The organism is Nostoc sp. JL33 (assembly GCF_017114985.1).
Classification (GTDB): domain Bacteria; phylum Cyanobacteriota; class Cyanobacteriia; order Cyanobacteriales; family Nostocaceae; genus Nostoc.
The window spans coordinates 37,409-53,600 of the sequence record NZ_JABXKP010000007.1 but is presented as its reverse complement, the minus strand read 5'-3'; the positions used below and the strand labels follow the sequence as shown (position 1 = coordinate 53,600).

At 41.4% G+C, this 16,192-nt stretch carries 15 protein-coding genes; 6 read left to right on the top strand and 9 right to left on the bottom strand.

What is annotated here, in order from left to right:
- Positions 1-140 precede the first annotated feature (140 nt).
- The 5 genes from HWQ23_RS00420 to HWQ23_RS00400 form a co-directional block, all read right to left on the bottom strand.
- Positions 141-956: a DUF4114 domain-containing protein gene (locus tag HWQ23_RS00420; RefSeq protein WP_292822807.1), complete on the bottom strand. Its 816-nt coding sequence runs from the start codon at positions 954-956 to the stop codon at positions 141-143.
- Between the two features lie 457 nt (positions 957-1,413).
- On the bottom strand, positions 1,414-3,012 hold the full coding sequence (locus HWQ23_RS00415) for a B12-binding domain-containing radical SAM protein (protein WP_292822806.1): 1,599 nt from the start codon (positions 3,010-3,012) through the stop codon (positions 1,414-1,416).
- 376 nt (positions 3,013-3,388) lie between these two features.
- The gene (locus HWQ23_RS00410) at positions 3,389-4,354 is read right to left on the bottom strand and encodes an NAD-dependent epimerase/dehydratase family protein (protein WP_292822805.1); all 966 of its coding nucleotides are present in this window, start codon (positions 4,352-4,354) and stop codon (positions 3,389-3,391) included.
- A 223-nt stretch (positions 4,355-4,577) separates the two neighbouring features.
- Entirely contained in the window at positions 4,578-5,639 is a 1,062-nt protein-coding gene (gene hemE / locus HWQ23_RS00405; RefSeq protein ID WP_292822804.1) for a uroporphyrinogen decarboxylase, read from the bottom strand.
- 159 nt (positions 5,640-5,798) lie between these two features.
- Positions 5,799-5,945, bottom strand: coding sequence for a histidine kinase (locus HWQ23_RS00400; protein ID WP_292822803.1), 147 nt, complete (start codon positions 5,943-5,945; stop codon positions 5,799-5,801).
- A 14-nt stretch (positions 5,946-5,959) separates the two neighbouring features.
- Here HWQ23_RS00400 and HWQ23_RS00395 point away from each other — a divergent pair, with 14 nt between their 5' ends.
- Entirely contained in the window at positions 5,960-6,697 is a 738-nt protein-coding gene (locus HWQ23_RS00395; RefSeq protein WP_292822802.1) for a hypothetical protein, read from the top strand.
- Between the two features lie 108 nt (positions 6,698-6,805).
- Here HWQ23_RS00395 and HWQ23_RS00390 read toward each other — a convergent pair whose 3' ends face one another.
- Together HWQ23_RS00390 and HWQ23_RS00385 are read right to left on the bottom strand one after the other, a co-directional pair.
- Positions 6,806-7,702: a S66 peptidase family protein gene (locus HWQ23_RS00390; RefSeq protein ID WP_292822801.1), complete on the bottom strand. Its 897-nt coding sequence runs from the start codon at positions 7,700-7,702 to the stop codon at positions 6,806-6,808.
- The gene (locus HWQ23_RS00385; protein WP_292822800.1) at positions 7,699-9,018 is read right to left on the bottom strand and encodes an ABC transporter substrate-binding protein; all 1,320 of its coding nucleotides are present in this window, start codon (positions 9,016-9,018) and stop codon (positions 7,699-7,701) included. Before HWQ23_RS00385 ends, HWQ23_RS00390 begins: the two co-directional genes overlap by 4 nt.
- A 370-nt stretch (positions 9,019-9,388) precedes the next feature.
- Here HWQ23_RS00385 and HWQ23_RS00380 point away from each other — a divergent pair, with 370 nt between their 5' ends.
- The 3 genes from HWQ23_RS00380 to HWQ23_RS00370 are packed head-to-tail and all read left to right on the top strand — an operon-like array spanning position 9,389 to position 11,613.
- Positions 9,389-9,595: a hypothetical protein gene (locus HWQ23_RS00380; RefSeq protein ID WP_292822799.1), complete on the top strand. Its 207-nt coding sequence runs from the start codon at positions 9,389-9,391 to the stop codon at positions 9,593-9,595.
- A 4-nt stretch (positions 9,596-9,599) separates the two neighbouring features.
- The gene (locus tag HWQ23_RS00375) at positions 9,600-10,517 is read left to right on the top strand and encodes an FkbM family methyltransferase (RefSeq protein WP_292822798.1); all 918 of its coding nucleotides are present in this window, start codon (positions 9,600-9,602) and stop codon (positions 10,515-10,517) included.
- Between the two features lie 4 nt (positions 10,518-10,521).
- On the top strand, positions 10,522-11,613 hold the full coding sequence (locus tag HWQ23_RS00370; RefSeq protein WP_292822797.1) for a glycosyltransferase family 4 protein: 1,092 nt from the start codon (positions 10,522-10,524) through the stop codon (positions 11,611-11,613).
- A 312-nt stretch (positions 11,614-11,925) separates the two neighbouring features.
- Here the strand turns inward: HWQ23_RS00370 and HWQ23_RS00365 are convergent, their stop codons facing one another.
- Both HWQ23_RS00365 and pgsA read right to left on the bottom strand, forming a co-directional pair.
- A complete protein-coding gene (locus tag HWQ23_RS00365) occupies positions 11,926-12,090 on the bottom strand; it encodes a type II toxin-antitoxin system HicB family antitoxin (RefSeq protein WP_292822796.1) in 165 nt (54 codons plus the stop codon).
- Positions 12,074-12,601, bottom strand: a complete 528-nt coding sequence (gene pgsA / locus HWQ23_RS00360) for a CDP-diacylglycerol--glycerol-3-phosphate 3-phosphatidyltransferase (protein WP_292822795.1) — start codon at positions 12,599-12,601, stop codon at positions 12,074-12,076. The genes HWQ23_RS00365 and pgsA overlap by 17 nt, the downstream gene beginning before the upstream one ends.
- A gap of 137 nt (positions 12,602-12,738) precedes the next feature.
- Between pgsA and HWQ23_RS00355 the strand changes: the two genes are divergently transcribed.
- Positions 12,739-14,160: an aspartate ammonia-lyase gene (locus tag HWQ23_RS00355; RefSeq protein ID WP_292822794.1), complete on the top strand. Its 1,422-nt coding sequence runs from the start codon at positions 12,739-12,741 to the stop codon at positions 14,158-14,160.
- 180 nt (positions 14,161-14,340) lie between these two features.
- Complete coding sequence (locus tag HWQ23_RS00350) at positions 14,341-15,312, top strand: Npun_F2552 family protein (RefSeq protein ID WP_292822921.1); 972 nt, start codon at positions 14,341-14,343, stop codon at positions 15,310-15,312.
- The last annotated feature ends 880 nt before the right edge of the window (positions 15,313-16,192 follow it).

Below are 16,192 nucleotides of genomic sequence, written 5' to 3'. Positions count from 1 at the left end.
TGATTTTTTTCAAAAATCAAATACCAGTCCTATATACACGAAAATTCACCCGTAGAAGTGTACGGGTGAAAATGCGATCAATCACTTGCTATTTTTCAATCAAACTAAACGCATCTTACTATATTAAGAACGTTCAAAGTTTAGTTAGAAGTGCGAGTTTGACGGCGACGACGCAATCCAAACATACTAACTGCTCCCACCGCAAACATTGACAGAGTAACAGATGGTTCAGGAACGGTAGCGCTAATTAGCTCTCTAACATTTGCCTCGCCGATATCAAGAACGACGACAAGATCATTAAAGTCACGGTCAGAATTTTGGTTTAAGTTACCAGTTGCGTGTAAAGCCCCGTATAAATCCTCAAATCCCAGAATGATGTAGTTGTTATAAGCATAAGCAACTACGTGCTGTAGTCCGTCAGCATTAGAGGCAGTTTGAGTACCAAAGATGTTGCCATTGGGATTGTTCAAACCATTAGCTTTTAAAAAGAAGTCGAGTTGAGTACCTCCGGCAATATTACCAATATTGACCCCATCACCGAAGTTTAGTGAACTAACGCCCCCGCCCATCATACACCCAGAAACTCCGTCACAAGAAGCATCCTTAAAAATCAGTCCAGACTTGTTAGTAGTTCCTGTGGCATTGAAGGCTAATTGGTTTCTAAAACTAGCGCCCTCATTGATAAAGTCAACAGATACGTTGTAGTTGTATTTTAGGTTTAATTTACTAGGGTCTAATTTAAATTGTCCGCTGTTTGGGATGGCAACGCTTTCTTTTTGGACAAATTGTTGAAAAGGAGTGTCGTTAAAACCAGTTTTAGATTCACTAGATATCGTTGGTTGAGCCCAGGCATTATTCCAAGTAAAACCAGCAGCAGATGCAGTTTCTACTTTGGAAACTAATCCGGTCAAGGTAGCGGTAGCAGCAATCAAGGCAGTCAACAAAGTAGCTTTCATATCAGAATTCATTAAGTAGGCAAAACAATTTAGACAGTAATATTTTTAGCACCCCGTCCGTCTCGATACTTAAGTTCTAACAGCTATGCTTTGGCAAAGTCAATCTTTATTTTGACTTTTATTTGTATATTTAAATAGCTCTTTATTTAGAGTATTTTTACTGAAGAATAATCTTAACTGATAACTCATGTACTATCATTATGATTCAGTATTTAAACTGAATAGATAATGAGACTTTTATCGAAAATTTATATTTTTTATTAAAATTAGATGTGTAATGTTGATAGTTAAAGTCCAAAACCTAAAAAAGTTAGGGGTACTCACTAGTATCCCTAACTTTGTAGCCCTACTCTTTGTAACTCTCAAATCATGGGCTGTAATTATACCAATTCTTCAAAAAAGAGTTACAGAAGAGAGAAAATAGAGTCTTACTATTACCTATTACCCATTACCAGCCTTAACTGACTACCGCTTCAGCTTTTTCCTCAGCTTTTTCCTTCACTAGTACATAAGGCTTTTCTGCACCTTGTGCGAGATATTCAGCTAGTTGACTTTCAATTTGATCGCGGACAATTTGGCGATACTCTAGAAAATGCTCGTTGTGGGCGCAAGCGGCAATGTAATGCTCAATAACTCCAGGGTTACGCTTGAGAATACTGAACAAATGATGCCAGAATTTCCAACGGGTTTCGCGTTTGATGCCTTGTCGCCAAATTACAATTAACAACGCTTTCACAACAACCCACTCTGGCATTTTCGCTGGCGCTTTCCAACTTGGCAAACCCATCATTAAGAAACAGCGATAGGTGCGATCTAAATATTGTACTGGGTCGTATAAAGTACAAAATGCTTCAATATATTCTCGTGCAAGTTCTTCCAAGGGACGGGTGGGAAGGAAGTTCATCAATGTTGTTTGGTTGATGTTCCCATCTTGATTTTCCCGCAGTCGCCCTTCTTTTTTCAGGCGATGCCAAAGTGCGGTATTTGGTAACGCTTGCAACATCGCAAAAGTAGTAGAGGGAATTGCTGCTTGTTCAGCAAAGCGGACAATGCGATCGCCTGCGCCTGCTTTTTCGGCATCAAAGCCGATAATAAACCCAGCCATTGGGCGCAATCCGGCTTTAATAATCGTTTGCACTGCCTCAGTTAGGGAATTGCGAGTATTTTGAAACTTTTTGGTCATTTGCAAACTATCCTCATCCGGCGTTTCGATTCCCAAAAACACCGCCGCGAAACCACACTCAACCATCAACTCCAACATTTCTGAGTCTTCTGCTAAGTCAATTGAAGCTTCAGTGTCAAACCGGAAGGGATACTTATGTTCTGCCATCCAGACTTTTAACTCTTTGAGCAACAATTTCACATTTCGCTTGTTGCCAATAAAGTTATCATCCACCATAAACACACCCCGCCGCCAACCCAATTCATAGAGGTAATCTAACTCTGCTAACAGTTGGGCTGGGGCTTTGGTGCGCGGTTTGCGCCCGTAGAGAACAATAATGTCACAAAATTCGCATTGGAAGGGACACCCGCGCGAAAACTGCACCGACATCATGTCATAAGCATTCAATTCTAATAAATCAAAGCGAGGTATTGGTGTGCTTGTGACATCAGGTTTTTCTGTGGCGCGGAAAGTGCCAGATGTGTCTCCCCTTTTGATTGCCTCAATAAACATCGGCAGCGTGATTTCCCCTTCATCGAGAATCAGAAAATCTGCGCCAACATTTTCAACTTCGTGAGGTACAGAAGTCGGGTAGGGGCCGCCAACTGCAACTAACTTGCCACGTTTTTTTGCTTCCTGGATTTGGTCAAGTAAATCTTGTTTCTGGACAATCATCGCAGAGAGAATTACTACATCTGCCCATGCCCATTCTGCTTCTGTTGCTGGGCGGATGTTGCGATCGACTAGCTTGAATTCCCATTCTTGGGGGAGAATCGCCGCTACTGTTACTAAACCCAGAGGTGGTAATAAAACTTTGCGATCGACTAATTCTAAGATTTTTTCATATGACCAAAAGGTTTTGGGAAATATTGGATACACTAACAAGATTCGCATGTAGTATCAATCCTCACACTTTGATTGTTATCCCACTCTAACGAAAATTAAGAGTTATTGACTTTTTATTAAAGTTGTTTTATTTTAGCATTCATATTTTTACCTGAATGGGGAGCAGGGGGCAGAGGGGAAAGAGGTACGTTTTGCATAAGTTGGTAGCTTTTTTAAACGCAGAGGAACGCATTCGCAAAGCGTCTGTCTGCGACACGCTGCGCGAACGCAGAGAAGTAAAGCGCAGCGAAAAGTTCCTCGAAGCCGGGTTTCCCGGCGTAGGAAACTTTTCAAGACAGAGGGGCGCAAAGTTTGAGCGGTAGATGCTTTATGCAATACGTTATTTTTCTACTAATGTTTTACAAATGTTGTCAAAAGCCACAGTTTATATCGAATTTTTAGCCCGTTCAACGCCACTGATTTTTAAAACATCACTCATGGTTGCACAATAATTTGGTAAGCCGAAAGTATCGGGATTGATGAAATTTTCATAGGTGAAATGCCGATAGTTCATGCAAAATCTATCCCAAGCGGCCATCTGAATGTGGAACAGAACGATAATCAAATTAGCCAATGCTAAAGATATGGGAATGCGAAAGTAAATCTTTTTGCCCAAATAAGCACAAACTTCTTCGACTGCTTGATTAGCAGTTAAGGGTGGCTGGCCTAAAACAAGCCGACGTGGTTGATCATTTTCGGGAGGATGATCAATTAAATATCGCACGACAATGGCAATGTCTCGTCCGTGGATAAAGTGAAAACTGCCATCTGCTTGTAGAAAGCGAATCAAATTAATATATTTCGTAACTTCGGGAATGCCAGATGTGAGGTGAGAATAGGGTTTATTGGCATCACCGCCCACTACTAAAGTCGGAAATAGTGTGGTTATTTTGGGTGCGATCGCTAATTTTTCTTTTTTCTGTAAGCAGTCATATTTGGAACGGATGTAATCTGTCCCAATTTCACCGGCTTCTTTTAATGGTTGATTGTACTGATCCAAAACGCTAGCTGTCGAAAAATAAATCACCTGCTGGCAACGTTCTGGATCTAGTAGTTCTAGCAACTCTATTGTCTTAACGACATTAATATCAAATGTCTGATCACCACCCCAAGCTGTGGCTGTGAGTGCCGCCGTATCAATTGTGGATAGCAAATTGGCAAACTGGCGAATATTTTGCATATCACCTTGCAAAACGTTGATGCCTGAACGCGCCTTGGTATCAACTTGCAGTTTACTTGGGTTCCTAACTAGTAGATACAGTTCGTGATCTGTTTCTTTAATTAAGGCTTCTGTTAAATAATGACCTATACAACCACTTGCACCAGTCACTAAAATCCGTTTCTGGCTCATACTAAGATTTTAATAAGTTAGGAGTTAGGAGTTAGGAGTTAAGAATTAAGTTAAAAGTTCCAGGAGGTAAAAATCAAGTTAGGAGTCAAGAATGAAGTTAGGAGTTAGGAGTGAGAAGTGAGGAGTTAAAAATAAAAAATAACTTTGCACCTCGCAACTGATAACTTTATAGTTTATAACTCCTAACTCATAACTCATAACTCATAACTCTCACTCCTCACTCTCAAGCCTTAACTCCTGCAAGATTAAGTTCCTTTGCGGTTTCAAAGAAGAAAGCAACATTTTCTTCTGGAGTTTCTGGTAAAACACCGTGACCGAGATTGAGAATGTGACCCCAATTACCAGCTTTGCGAACGGTATCGAGAATGCGATCGCGGATAAACTGTTTAGAGCCGAATAGTACGCCTGGGTCAAGATTTCCTTGAACTTTGACTTGTTTACCCAATCTGGCTCGTGCGTCTGCCATATCCACCGCCCAGTCTACACTGACAATATCAGCGCCAGATTGTGCCATTCTTTCCAACACACCCGCACTACCGCTAACTAGCAAAATCAAAGGTGTATCGGGATGGGTTTGCTTAACCTGCTGGAAAACTCTCTGCTGATAGGGGAGAGCAAAGGTGTCATAATCTTGAGGACTCAATTGACCCGCCCAAGAATCGAACATTTGCACAACTTGAGCGCCAGAGTCAATTTGGTAGCGGGCATAGATGGCGATCGCATCTGCTAATTTAGCTAACAGTTGATGCAGTATCGTCGGGTCGGAAAATGCCATGTTTTTGATGATGGAATAGGTTTTAGAACCTTTTCCCTCAACTGCATAAGCTGCTAACGTCCACGGCGCACCCACAAAGCCCAACACAGTTGATTTATCGCCTACTTCAGAGCGCAACGCTTGCAAAATGGTTTTGATAAATGGCAGAGCTGCTTCTGGTTCCAAAGGACGCAGACGATCAATTTGTTCTTGAGTGCGGAGGGGCGAAGAGATGATTGGCCCTTTACCTTCGGCGATATCCATGTCAATGCCCAAACCAGGTAATGGGGTGACAATATCAGAAAATAAAATTACTCCATCTGGTTGGAAGGCTTTCCACGGTTGCAAGGAAACTTCAATTGCTACATCTGGAATTTCCGAGCGATCGCGAAATGAAGGATACTTCTCTCTTAAGTCTCGATATGCTTTCATATATCGTCCCGCTTGTCGCATCATCCAAACAGGGGGACGATCTACTACTTCACCACGAGCAGCCCGTAAGAGATGAGGAGTCGTTGAAGAAACACCCATTTATTACTTCATCCTAAGTCACAATTTTTATGCCACTGTTTAGCTTATCATTCTGGGATTACGCTTTTTCAGCAGGTTTGGAGTAAAAGGGGAGTGGGGAGTGGGGAGTGGGGAGTAGGGAGTAGGGAGTAGGGAGTGGGAAATAGGATAAAACAGGAATCAATATTGAATTGAGGATTGGGCATTGGGAGTTGGGAATTGGGCATAGGGCATGGGGCATTGGGCAATAATCAATAGTTCTTCTTCCCCTACTCCCTCATCTCCCTCATCTCCCTCATCCCCCACTCCCCACTCCCCACTCCCCACTCCCCTAACTTCCTATGCAAACTGACTCTAACAGTCCCGATCATGTTGCATCTACTAATAACGAGCCTAACCCAGGAAAGTTTTTGATTCCGCGATCGCAGCGACAGAGGTTCTTTATTCAGTTTACCTTAATGACCCTGATCGGATGGGTTGTGGGTGGCGTTGCCAGTATCGCCTTAGAGAAAATTATTCTCCAAAGTCTCTCACCTGGCGTTGCTATCCAACCACAAACATGGAGCATTGTGGTGAGAAGTCTCAGTAACGTTGTATTTGCCGTGATTTTCGCTGCTGACCAGAGCCTAGTAATTTACCGATATTTACCGGGTTGGCAGTGGCTATTTGCTACTAGTGTAGGTTGGCTGATTGCCAACGGTGTTTCTACAGCCTGGATTAACTACATTTCGACGATTGCCTCATCATCTCCTGAAGATATTTTAATTTTGGGATTTCTATCTGCGATCGCATATATAATTTCTGGAATTTGGCTAGGGATTTGCCAATGGCTGGTATTGAGGCGATATACAGCAGGTATTTGGTGGTGGAATTTTTTACCCTCAATTTCTTTCTTATTAATTAGTATTTTGGTTTGGTTGCTTTTTCTGGTACAAGACTTTATTCCAGAAGTAAACCGTAATTTTATATTGTATTGGAGTGGACAATTATTTACAGCAATAATTCTGGGGATTATACCAGCAATTGGCTTGTGTACCTTGAAAATAAATCCACATCGCCGGAGTGAAATTTCTAGTTGAGCATAACTACAAATCTTTCTCTGTTTCTCTTTCTCTGTGTTCTCTGTGCCTCTGCGGTTCGTTATTTCAAAGAGCAAACTTTGATTGAAAAACTTTTAAAACATCCTCTCAAATGATCTCTAATATTCCTTGGTCTGCATTTAAAGTTACTTCCACACCCACTGGTAACACTGCATTCGGGCTATCATGACCAAAAGGCAGGTGAGAGACAACAGGAATCCCCAAATCGCCTAAGCGATCGCGCAGAACTTCTTCCACACTAAAACTAGGTACATTTGGCGGGGCTTGACACCGAGTAAAACCCCCCAAAGCAATCCCCCGAATTTTTGATAAAGAACCACTTAAACGCCACTGCGTCAGCATTCTGTCGATGCGGTAGGGCGGTTCTGTGACATCCTCAAATGCCAAAATCACACCATCGAAATTTGGTTGCATTGGTGTATTTAAAAGATGAGTTGCGACTGTGAGATTTCCTGGTAGCAAAATGCCAGTAACAATCCCGCCACCCCAACCACAACCTTTGAGAGGTTTGAGAGCTCGCCCTTCCACACAATTGAACAATCGCTCGATTGACCAATCTGGCTCATCGGCGAGAGTTGTCATCACTGCCCCGTGAAGGCTGGAAATCCCGACATTATAAAGGCTCCACAAAAGGGCGGTGATGTCAGAAAAGCCAATCAACCATTTGGGAAGTTCTGAGTTTTGTTGCCAATGCCAATTTTCTAAGATGCGGGTGCTACCAAAACCACCTCTGGCGCAGAGGATACCGCGACAATCTGGATCTTGCCATGCTGCTGCTAGCTGGTTACGGCGTTCTTCATCTCTGCCTGCTAAATATCCCCATTTATCATCTATCTGTGGGCTGATTTCTACTTGGTAGCCGTGCGATCGCCAAATTTCCACACTCCGCCCAAACGGCTCCAATTCTCGTAAAGCACCACTGGGCGCAATAACTCGTAGCAAGTCACCAGGTTTGAGAGGTGCTGGTAGGATTTTAGATTTCATCTAGATGATAGGGAATCCCAAATTGAATCGAGGTTTGCTTGGGCTTGTTTGAGTGCTGTTTCTGGAGAAGCGCCTAACATGGTGGCTTCGATGGCTCGACCTAAACTGTCAGACAAACGACTATATCCAGGAATGATTGGTCGAGAACCTGATACAGACATTTGGTCAATAAAGACTTTCAAGACAGGTTTTTGCTGGATAAATTCCTGGTAAGCCTGACTTTGGGTAGATTTGAGGTTAACTGGTAAAAAACCCGTCCCCATACTCCATTCTGTTTGGAATTCTTCACTCAAGACATACTCTAAAAATTTGAGTGCAGCTTGCTCTCTTGCTGGTGTGGTCTTCATCAAATACATATTTCCAGTGGCTGTCACCGTCGCAGGCTTCACTTTTGCAGGTATAGGGAATGCGTTAAAGTCAACATTGGACTTCATTATATAAGTCCAAGGGCCTGTGAGTTGCATAGCAACGCGACCTGCTATAAAAGCGTCTTCTTCATAACCTCGCTCTGGGGAAGAAAGAGTTGCTGAACCATCTTTTAAGAGGTCTTGCCAAAATTGTAAGGCTGCGATCGCACTAGGATTCATCAAATTTGGGCGATTATTTGTCACAATCTCTCCGCCAGCGCTCAATAAAAAGGAGAACCAACTAAAGACAGTCCATTCTTCCTTTCCTAAAGGCAGTAATATTCCGTATTGTTCAGGTCGATTATCGCCATTCCGGTCTATGGTCAATTTTTTAGCAACTTCCCTCAACTCTTCCCAAGTCTGAGGAATTTGCGTAATTCCCGCAGCTTGGAAAAGTTTAGGTCGGTAAAAAATGCCTATATTGCTCGTGTAAAGTGGGATTGACCAAAGATGACCGTCTAATTTTAATTCTTCCCATAAGTTCGGGCTAATTTCCGACTTTAAGGGCAATTTGTCCAGCCATTCTTCTAAAGGTTGAATTGCTCCTAGTTCCATAAACTGACCTGTCAATTGAGGATCGAATGACAGAATATCTGGAGGCGCATTGCCCACAACTGCTGTTAATATTTTTGGCAATTGGGGTTGACCAATGAAGATAGATTCCACCTGAACATCAGGATGAGTCTGATTAAATTTATCTACTAGTTTGTTAAACACATCCCGATTACTAGGGGGATTGATTGATTGCCATAGACTCAGATGAATTACTCCGTCATTCTTCTGGACTGTCCCCTGACAACCAGATAAAAATATACTCAGAATAATTCCCATTAGCAAAAGCCGCCAAGCAGAATTGGTCAACTGGCGGTAAAAATTCAGAATTTGGGATTGCAAAAGGGTAACTTTCATGCCAAGTGTGTGCTTGATTATTAGGCAAAACGTAGAAACTCCACCCAGACGTATACAACGGTCAAAATTAGCTCCACAAAAACTATACAGGATTTTATTGACTCAGTTTTTTGCAAGATGGCAAAAAAAGCTTGTAAAATCTTAGGTTTGTTCTATGTCAAGCCTCGTAAATTGGCGAAGGTCTTGTGTTTAATAATTCTCTTTCTCCCGGAATTGTTAAAAATACTAATTAGACAGTCTGGGCTTGCCAGTTAAGAATTCAGAGTCTTTACGAGTAAGTTCCTGTATCGAATCAGATTGTGATAAATTCATATTTATCATGTATAATTTCTCAAAGGTGCAAATAGAATACTAACTGGGTAAATCTATCATGGCAAGTGATTATGTCACTAGCACTTTTTTGCAAGTGCAAAATTCACAATTGTATGCGGTTTTTGGCTGGAGTCAACGTCTAAAACTGATGATTTATTCAAAGCTGTGGCTGACGATATTGGAAATATTTGTTCAGGAACATGATATAGAAAAAGCTGATAACGTATATTCCAGCAAGTACGTCAAATTTAGTCTTGAAGGTTAGAATCATGAATAGTAGTCTTATTCAAGATAAAATTGGTAATTTTTTATCTTTTTTAAAGAGAGAGTATGTCAATACATCAATAGTCATGTATGACGTTGGTGCAAGATATGGAATTCATTATCTGTATACAGAATTAGTTAAGCATCCAAACTTTAGTGTCATTGGATTTGAGCCAGATGAAGAAGAAGTATCTAAACTAAATGAAAATAATATGTCTGGCATCAGACAAACATTTCCTCTTGCTCTGGCTGAATCTGAAGGTGTGAGGACAATTTATATTACCAAACATCCTGGGTGCTGCTCTCTTTATCTTCCCAATACAAAGTTTCTGAGTAATTATTTAATATCGGATTTGTTTGAAATTGTTGATACTACATCTGTAAAAACTATATCACTTGATCAATTTATCGCTAAATTTGAAGTATCTAAACCACATTACCTCAAACTTGATATTCAAGGAGCAGAATATGAAGTACTAAAGGGAGGGCAGTCAGCTTTAAAGAATAATGTAATCGGAATATTTTTAGAAACTTATCTACAAGAAATATATATTGACTCTCCCTTGTTTTTTGATATCCATAAGTTGCTAACTAGTCTAGGATTCAAATTAATTTCTTGTCAATATAATCCTAGCTTTGGAGGAGAAATAATTGAATTAGATGTGGCTTTTCTGAGAGATATTAACTTTTTAAATAACGAAGAAGATATACTGAAAGGAGTGCTGTTTTGTCTGATTCATAGTAACTTTGAATTTGCAGCAAACATAGTTAGGGGTTCGGATATTGATGAAGCAAATAAAATGGCTATTTTAGAAATTTTAGATTTACCTCTGCATCCTCAGAGGATGCTAGTTAATTCTGAAGATTTATATATAAACAGTAAAATAGAACTAAGAAAAATTCAAGAAGACTGGTGGAAATAAGATTATGCAAATACCAGCATATAAATTATTGTTTATTTCTACTCCTGTTGGTGCGATAGGTACAGGCATTGGAGGCGGTGTCGAACTGACACTATTTAACATTACCCAAGAGATGACGCGACGGGGACATAAGGTTGAAATTGTCGCACCGCAGGGGTCTGTTATGCAGCAATTTACTGTGAAAGAAATTGCTGGAAAATTACAGACACCAGCACAAAATCAGACCCGTAATAGCCCAATTACTATGCTAAAAAATTCTGTTTTAGCGAATATGTGGGATTATGCTCGCCAAGTCCAAGCCGATTATGATTTGATTGTGAATTTTGCTTATGATTGGCTGCCATTGTATTTAACACCATTTTTTAACTGTCCGATCGCCCATTTTATCAGTATGGGTTCTTTGATAGATGCAATCGATCAGATTATTGAAAGTGTGGCAATTGAGTTTCCGAATACTATTGGTGTTTACACTCAATCACAGGCGGACACCTTTTCATGTGCAGAACAATGTTACTGTCTGCTAAATGGTTTGGATTTATCTATTTATCAATTTTGTCCCAAACCAACTCAGAGTTTGGCATGGGTAGGTAGGATAGCTCCTGAAAAAGGACTAGAAGATGCAGTAGCAGCAGCAGAAATCACCGGCATTACGCTGAAAATATTCGGATTAAAACAGGATGTATCTTACTGGGAAAAGATTTGTCAAGAACACCCTGATGCTCCCATAGAATATGTCGGATTTTTACCAACGGTTGAGCTACAAAAGGAGTTAGGTAAATGTCGAGCAGTTTTAGTAACTCCTCGTTGGATAGAAGCATTTGGAAATGTAGCAATAGAGGCGCTTGCTTGTGGAGTGCCTTTAATTGCTTATCGTCGGGGTGGTTTAACAGAAATTGTTCAGTCAGGCAAAACTGGTTTTTTAGTGGAACCTGATAGTGTCCAAGGTTTAGTAGAAGCGATTAAGCATTTGGATGAAATTGATCGCCGAGCTTGTCGGCAGCAAGCAGAAACTCTATACTCTTTAGAAGCTATGGGCGATCGCACCGAAGCGTGGTTTCAAAAAATTCTGAGAATAGGCTACCCTGAAACGGCTTAAGAGGTTGTTTAAAAAGTCTAATTTCTTATTAGCCGGGCGACTAGAAGTCGCACGCCAGTTGCTTCTCCCAAGGGGAGACGCTGCGCGAACAAGTCGGCGGAGCCGCCCAACGCACTGGCGCAGGCTATACAGTCAAAACCCACCTCCGTGGGTTAGAACACCCTTGATTTTTTATTAGTCCACGGAGGTGAAAATGCATTGCATCCAAACGAAAAACGCTATAGTTGTAACTGCTAATAATTAGGGTGAGAATTACATAAACTGAAAGGAAACGTTTGCAGTCAAAGGCTCTGGTAGTGGTTTTCCTTGTGCTTAGTAATCTTCAATCAAAAGTTCCAGCACTTCTTCACCATTATTGAGAGCATCCGCGTAGGTATTTCCATGAGTGTGTGCATAGGGGCCAAACTCAGGTAGGCTGACAATGTACTTTTTATCTTCCATCGACCACTGAATTACAATACTATATTGTCGTTTCATAATTCTTAGCTTTTTGCGGCAAAAGATAAATACCCCCAGATATTAAAGTCAGGGCGACAGAAATCCAAAAGGCAATCAGAGAGGGAATTTGCCACACTTCAGCCAGAGGTGCAATCAGAAGCGCGATCGCGACTATTTGACTAACAGTTTTGAGTTTACCCCAAATATTCGCCCCGGTAATTGTCGTTTGATTTACTCGCCAACCAGCGATCGCTAATTCCCGCGCTAAAATCAGAAACACTCCCCAAGCTGGCACTTTTCCTAGTTCAATAAAGACCAGCAACGGCGCAAGTACCAGAAGTTTATCGACTAAGGGATCAAGAAATTTACCTAAATCAGTAATTTGGTTGAGTTTCCGCGCCAAATAGCCATCTAACCAATCAGTCAATGCCGCAATCAGAAAAATCGCCAAACATATCCACTTAGCTTGAGGTGTAGGATTATATAAACCGTAAAGCAGAAATGGTATTCCCAATAGGCGAGAGAAGGTAATCCAGTTGGGTATGCTCATAGGGAATTCAAAAACCAAAGTTAACAAGTGTAAAGCAACAAGCAGCCAAGCAAATATGCAAAATATATGCAGATTAGTGTATCTGTGTGTACCGGCGTGGGAAAATCTGTTTTCTGTAGCTATCCTAAAACAATACTATGACTCAACACCCAGACTCCCAATACCGCATCGAACGCGATTCAATGGGCGATCGCCAAATTGCTAGTAGCGTTTATTACGGCATTCAAACGCTCCGGGCAATCGAAAACTTCCCAATTAGCGGCATAAAACCTCTATCTACTTACGTAGATGCTGGAATACTAATTAAAAAAGCTACAGCAATTGTGAATGCTGAACTAAATTGCATTCCTCAAGATATTAGTCAGGCGATTGTGCAAGCAACTGATGAAATCTTGGCTGGGAAGTTCCGGGATCAATTTGTCGTAGATGTTTATCAGGCGGGTGCTGGAACATCCCACCACATGAATGTCAACGAAGTTCTAGCAAATCGCGCCTTAGAAATTCTTGGTGAAGAAAAGGGCAACTATAAACGTGTTAGTCCCAATGACCACGTTAATTATGGGCAGTCTACCAATGATGTGATTCCTACTGCAATTCGTATTGGTGGATTATTGGCATTATCCAAAACATTACACCCAGCAATAGATGGTGCGATCGCATCCTTAGAAAACAAAGCTGTAGAATTTCAAGATATCGTCAAATCTGGCAGAACCCACTTACAAGACGCTGTACCTGTGCGTTTGGGTGAAAATTTTCAGGCTTGGGCGCAAATTCTTACAGAACATCAAAACCGAATTTACACCGCCTCTGGTGATTTGATGGTGTTGGGTTTGGGAGGTAGTGCAGCCGGAACAGGTTTAAATACTCATCCTCTGTATCGCGCCCGTGTAGTGGAAGTACTCTCAGAATTGATTGACACTCCTTTAGAACCTGCGCCCCACCTCATGGCAGCCATGCAAAGTATGGCACCATTTGTAAATGTTTCCGGTGCTTTACGCAACTTAGCGCAGGATTTAGTCAAAATATCTCATGATTTGCGGCTAATGGATTCCGGGCCAAAAACTGGCTTAAAAGAAATTCAACTGCCTCCAGTGCAACCCGGTTCCTCAATTATGCCAGGGAAATATAACCCAGTGATGGCAGAGATGACATCAATGGTGTGTTTTCAGGTGATGGGTTACGATAGTGCGATCGCATTAGCCGCACAAGCCGGACAATTAGAATTAAATGTGATGATGCCCCTGATTGCTTATAACCTAATTCACAGTATCGAAATTTTGGGTAATACCATCGCTGCACTCACCGAACGCTGCATCCAGGGAATTACTGCTAACCAGGAACGTTGTTTAGCATATGCCGAAGGCAGTTTAGCTTTAGTAACTGCACTAAATACCCACATCGGTTATTTAAATGCCGCAGCCGTCGCCAAAGAATCTTTAGAAACTGGTAAATCCCTCCGCCAAATTGTTCTAGAACGAGGATTGATGAGTGAAGCAGACTTAGCCACAGTCTTAAATCTAGAACAAATGAGTGGCATCTTACCGCTCAGAACAGAATAATAAGTTATGGGGCATTGGGCATTGGGCATTGGGCATTGGGCATTGGGCATTGCTTGTCCCCCCTACTCCAAACTCCAAACTCCAAACTCCAAACTCCAAACTCCAAACTCCAAACTCCAAACTCCTACCTCCTCATCTCCCCACTCCCCACTCCCCACTCCCCACTCCCCCATCTATACCATGCAGACTCAAAAACCATCCGTTAGTCTAATTCGGGCTACATCCTACGAACGAGAAGCCTTACGGGAATCCTTAGTCATTCTCCTGGAACCTTTTGGAGGAATGGCAGCGTTTGTCAAAAAAGGCGATCGCGTTTTACTCAAACCGAATCTACTTACAGGTACGCGTCCTGGTAAAGAGTGTATCACCCGTGCCGAACTAGTTTACGAAGTTGCCCAGATGGTAATTGAGGTTGGCGGTAAGCCATTTTTGGGCGATAGTCCTGCTTTTGGCAGTGCCAAAGGCGTAGCAGTAGCAAACGGCTATCTGCCTATTTTAGAAGAACTCAATCTTCCCATTATCGATTTTCACGGTCAGCGTTACCAAACCGTTAGTGACAATTTTAACCATCTGCGGTTGTCTAAAGAAGCAATGGAAGCAGACGTAGTGATTAACCTACCTAAAGTGAAATCACATATGCAGTTGACATTAACACTGGGCGTAAAAAACTTGTTTGGTTGCGTCCCCGGCAAAATGAAAGCTTGGTGGCACATGGAAGCCGGAAAAGATGCGAATAGATTTGGTGAAATGTTAGTAGAAACTGCCAGGGCAATTAACCCTAACTTAACCATATTAGATGGCATCATCGGTCATGAAGGTAATGGCCCCAGCAACGGCGAACCTCGCCAACTGGGCATTTTAGCAGCTGCATCAGATATATTTGCCTTAGATCGGGCAATGATAGAAATCCTCAATGTTTCTCCTGAACAAGTGCCTACAGTTGCAGCTTCCCAAAGATTAGGAGTTTGTCCAGAACTTGCTGCCATAGAGTTTCCGCATTTAAATCCTGACTTATTAAAAATAGAAGATTGGCGGCTACCAGACAAGTTGATGCCCATCGATTTTGGTATGCCCCGCGTAATTAAGTCTACGTTTAAGCATCTTTACACCCGATTTATCAAGGAACCAATGAGTGTTTACGGAAGGGACTAGTACCGCAAGGCGGAAGTCACGCATTCAAAAGTATTATGGAATAGGCTTTTTATGGATTTTAAATGGTTGCTCTATTTACGGGCGTACTAGGGAGAAATCAATTCACGCATTCACGGATTCAAAATTGTTCCCCTTGGTCTGGTAGAGAAGAAAAAGATTGCCCAATGCCCAATCGCTAATTTGTAAGTGCAAACATCGTTACAGCAATTTCATTTATTAGTAGAGTAATCTCTAATTACCCTCCGATTGCTTAACCAGACCGCCCTATTATATATAGTTAGTGGCGGTTTTTTTAGCTGATTAATTTTGTTATAGCAGTTCCCAGGTGCATGAAGTACATATCAAAACCTCACCCCCAACTCCTCTCCTTAATAAGGAGAGGGGATATAAAGCACAGCTTTATTGGGGTGAGGTTAAGCTGTACCTCACTCTTATTAAGAAACGCTATCTACAGTTTCTCGATTAGATTTTGATTTATCCTAAAAGTTATACAGATTTAGGATCTGGAAATTAGAATTGGGTATTTTGTTCAGATTATGAGCAAAGTCTGGCGATAACCCCCTACACCACCTTCCAAAGCATTTTTACTCTACCTATATATAGATTGACAAAATTGCTGTGATATTAAATAGAGTTGAAAATTAAAATTATAAAATATCTGTTTAGTGGTATCACTGAATCCAAGTCGCACAAGACAGTTGAGGTATCTGTATTTATTCGGTAGTTATAAGTGCTTACAAAAATCATTCCTACCAGTTTCTTCTTTGGTGTCAAATATTTTTGTGTATAACTACCGTAGAACGATCGAAAACACTGAATATCTATCAGTGCTTTTGCGGTTTTGTGTCCTGTATCACAAATTAGCAATTTCAGTAAAATG

Coding starts and splice junctions, on each gene's coding strand:
- HWQ23_RS00420 (WP_292822807.1), bottom strand. CDS start 956: ATGAAAGCTACTTTGTTGACTGCCTTGATTGCTGCTACCGCTACCTTG.
- HWQ23_RS00415 (WP_292822806.1), bottom strand. CDS start 3,012: ATGCGAATCTTGTTAGTGTATCCAATATTTCCCAAAACCTTTTGGTCA.
- HWQ23_RS00410 (WP_292822805.1), bottom strand. CDS start 4,354: ATGAGCCAGAAACGGATTTTAGTGACTGGTGCAAGTGGTTGTATAGGT.
- hemE (WP_292822804.1), bottom strand. CDS start 5,639: ATGGGTGTTTCTTCAACGACTCCTCATCTCTTACGGGCTGCTCGTGGT.
- HWQ23_RS00395 (WP_292822802.1), top strand. CDS start 5,960: ATGCAAACTGACTCTAACAGTCCCGATCATGTTGCATCTACTAATAAC.
- HWQ23_RS00390 (WP_292822801.1), bottom strand. CDS start 7,702: ATGAAATCTAAAATCCTACCAGCACCTCTCAAACCTGGTGACTTGCTA.
- HWQ23_RS00385 (WP_292822800.1), bottom strand. CDS start 9,018: ATGAAAGTTACCCTTTTGCAATCCCAAATTCTGAATTTTTACCGCCAG.
- HWQ23_RS00380 (WP_292822799.1), top strand. CDS start 9,389: ATGGCAAGTGATTATGTCACTAGCACTTTTTTGCAAGTGCAAAATTCA.
- HWQ23_RS00375 (WP_292822798.1), top strand. CDS start 9,600: ATGAATAGTAGTCTTATTCAAGATAAAATTGGTAATTTTTTATCTTTT.
- HWQ23_RS00370 (WP_292822797.1), top strand. CDS start 10,522: ATGCAAATACCAGCATATAAATTATTGTTTATTTCTACTCCTGTTGGT.
- HWQ23_RS00365 (WP_292822796.1), bottom strand. CDS start 12,090: ATGAAACGACAATATAGTATTGTAATTCAGTGGTCGATGGAAGATAAA.
- pgsA (WP_292822795.1), bottom strand. CDS start 12,601: ATGAGCATACCCAACTGGATTACCTTCTCTCGCCTATTGGGAATACCA.
- HWQ23_RS00355 (WP_292822794.1), top strand. CDS start 12,739: ATGACTCAACACCCAGACTCCCAATACCGCATCGAACGCGATTCAATG.
- HWQ23_RS00350 (WP_292822921.1), top strand. CDS start 14,341: ATGCAGACTCAAAAACCATCCGTTAGTCTAATTCGGGCTACATCCTAC.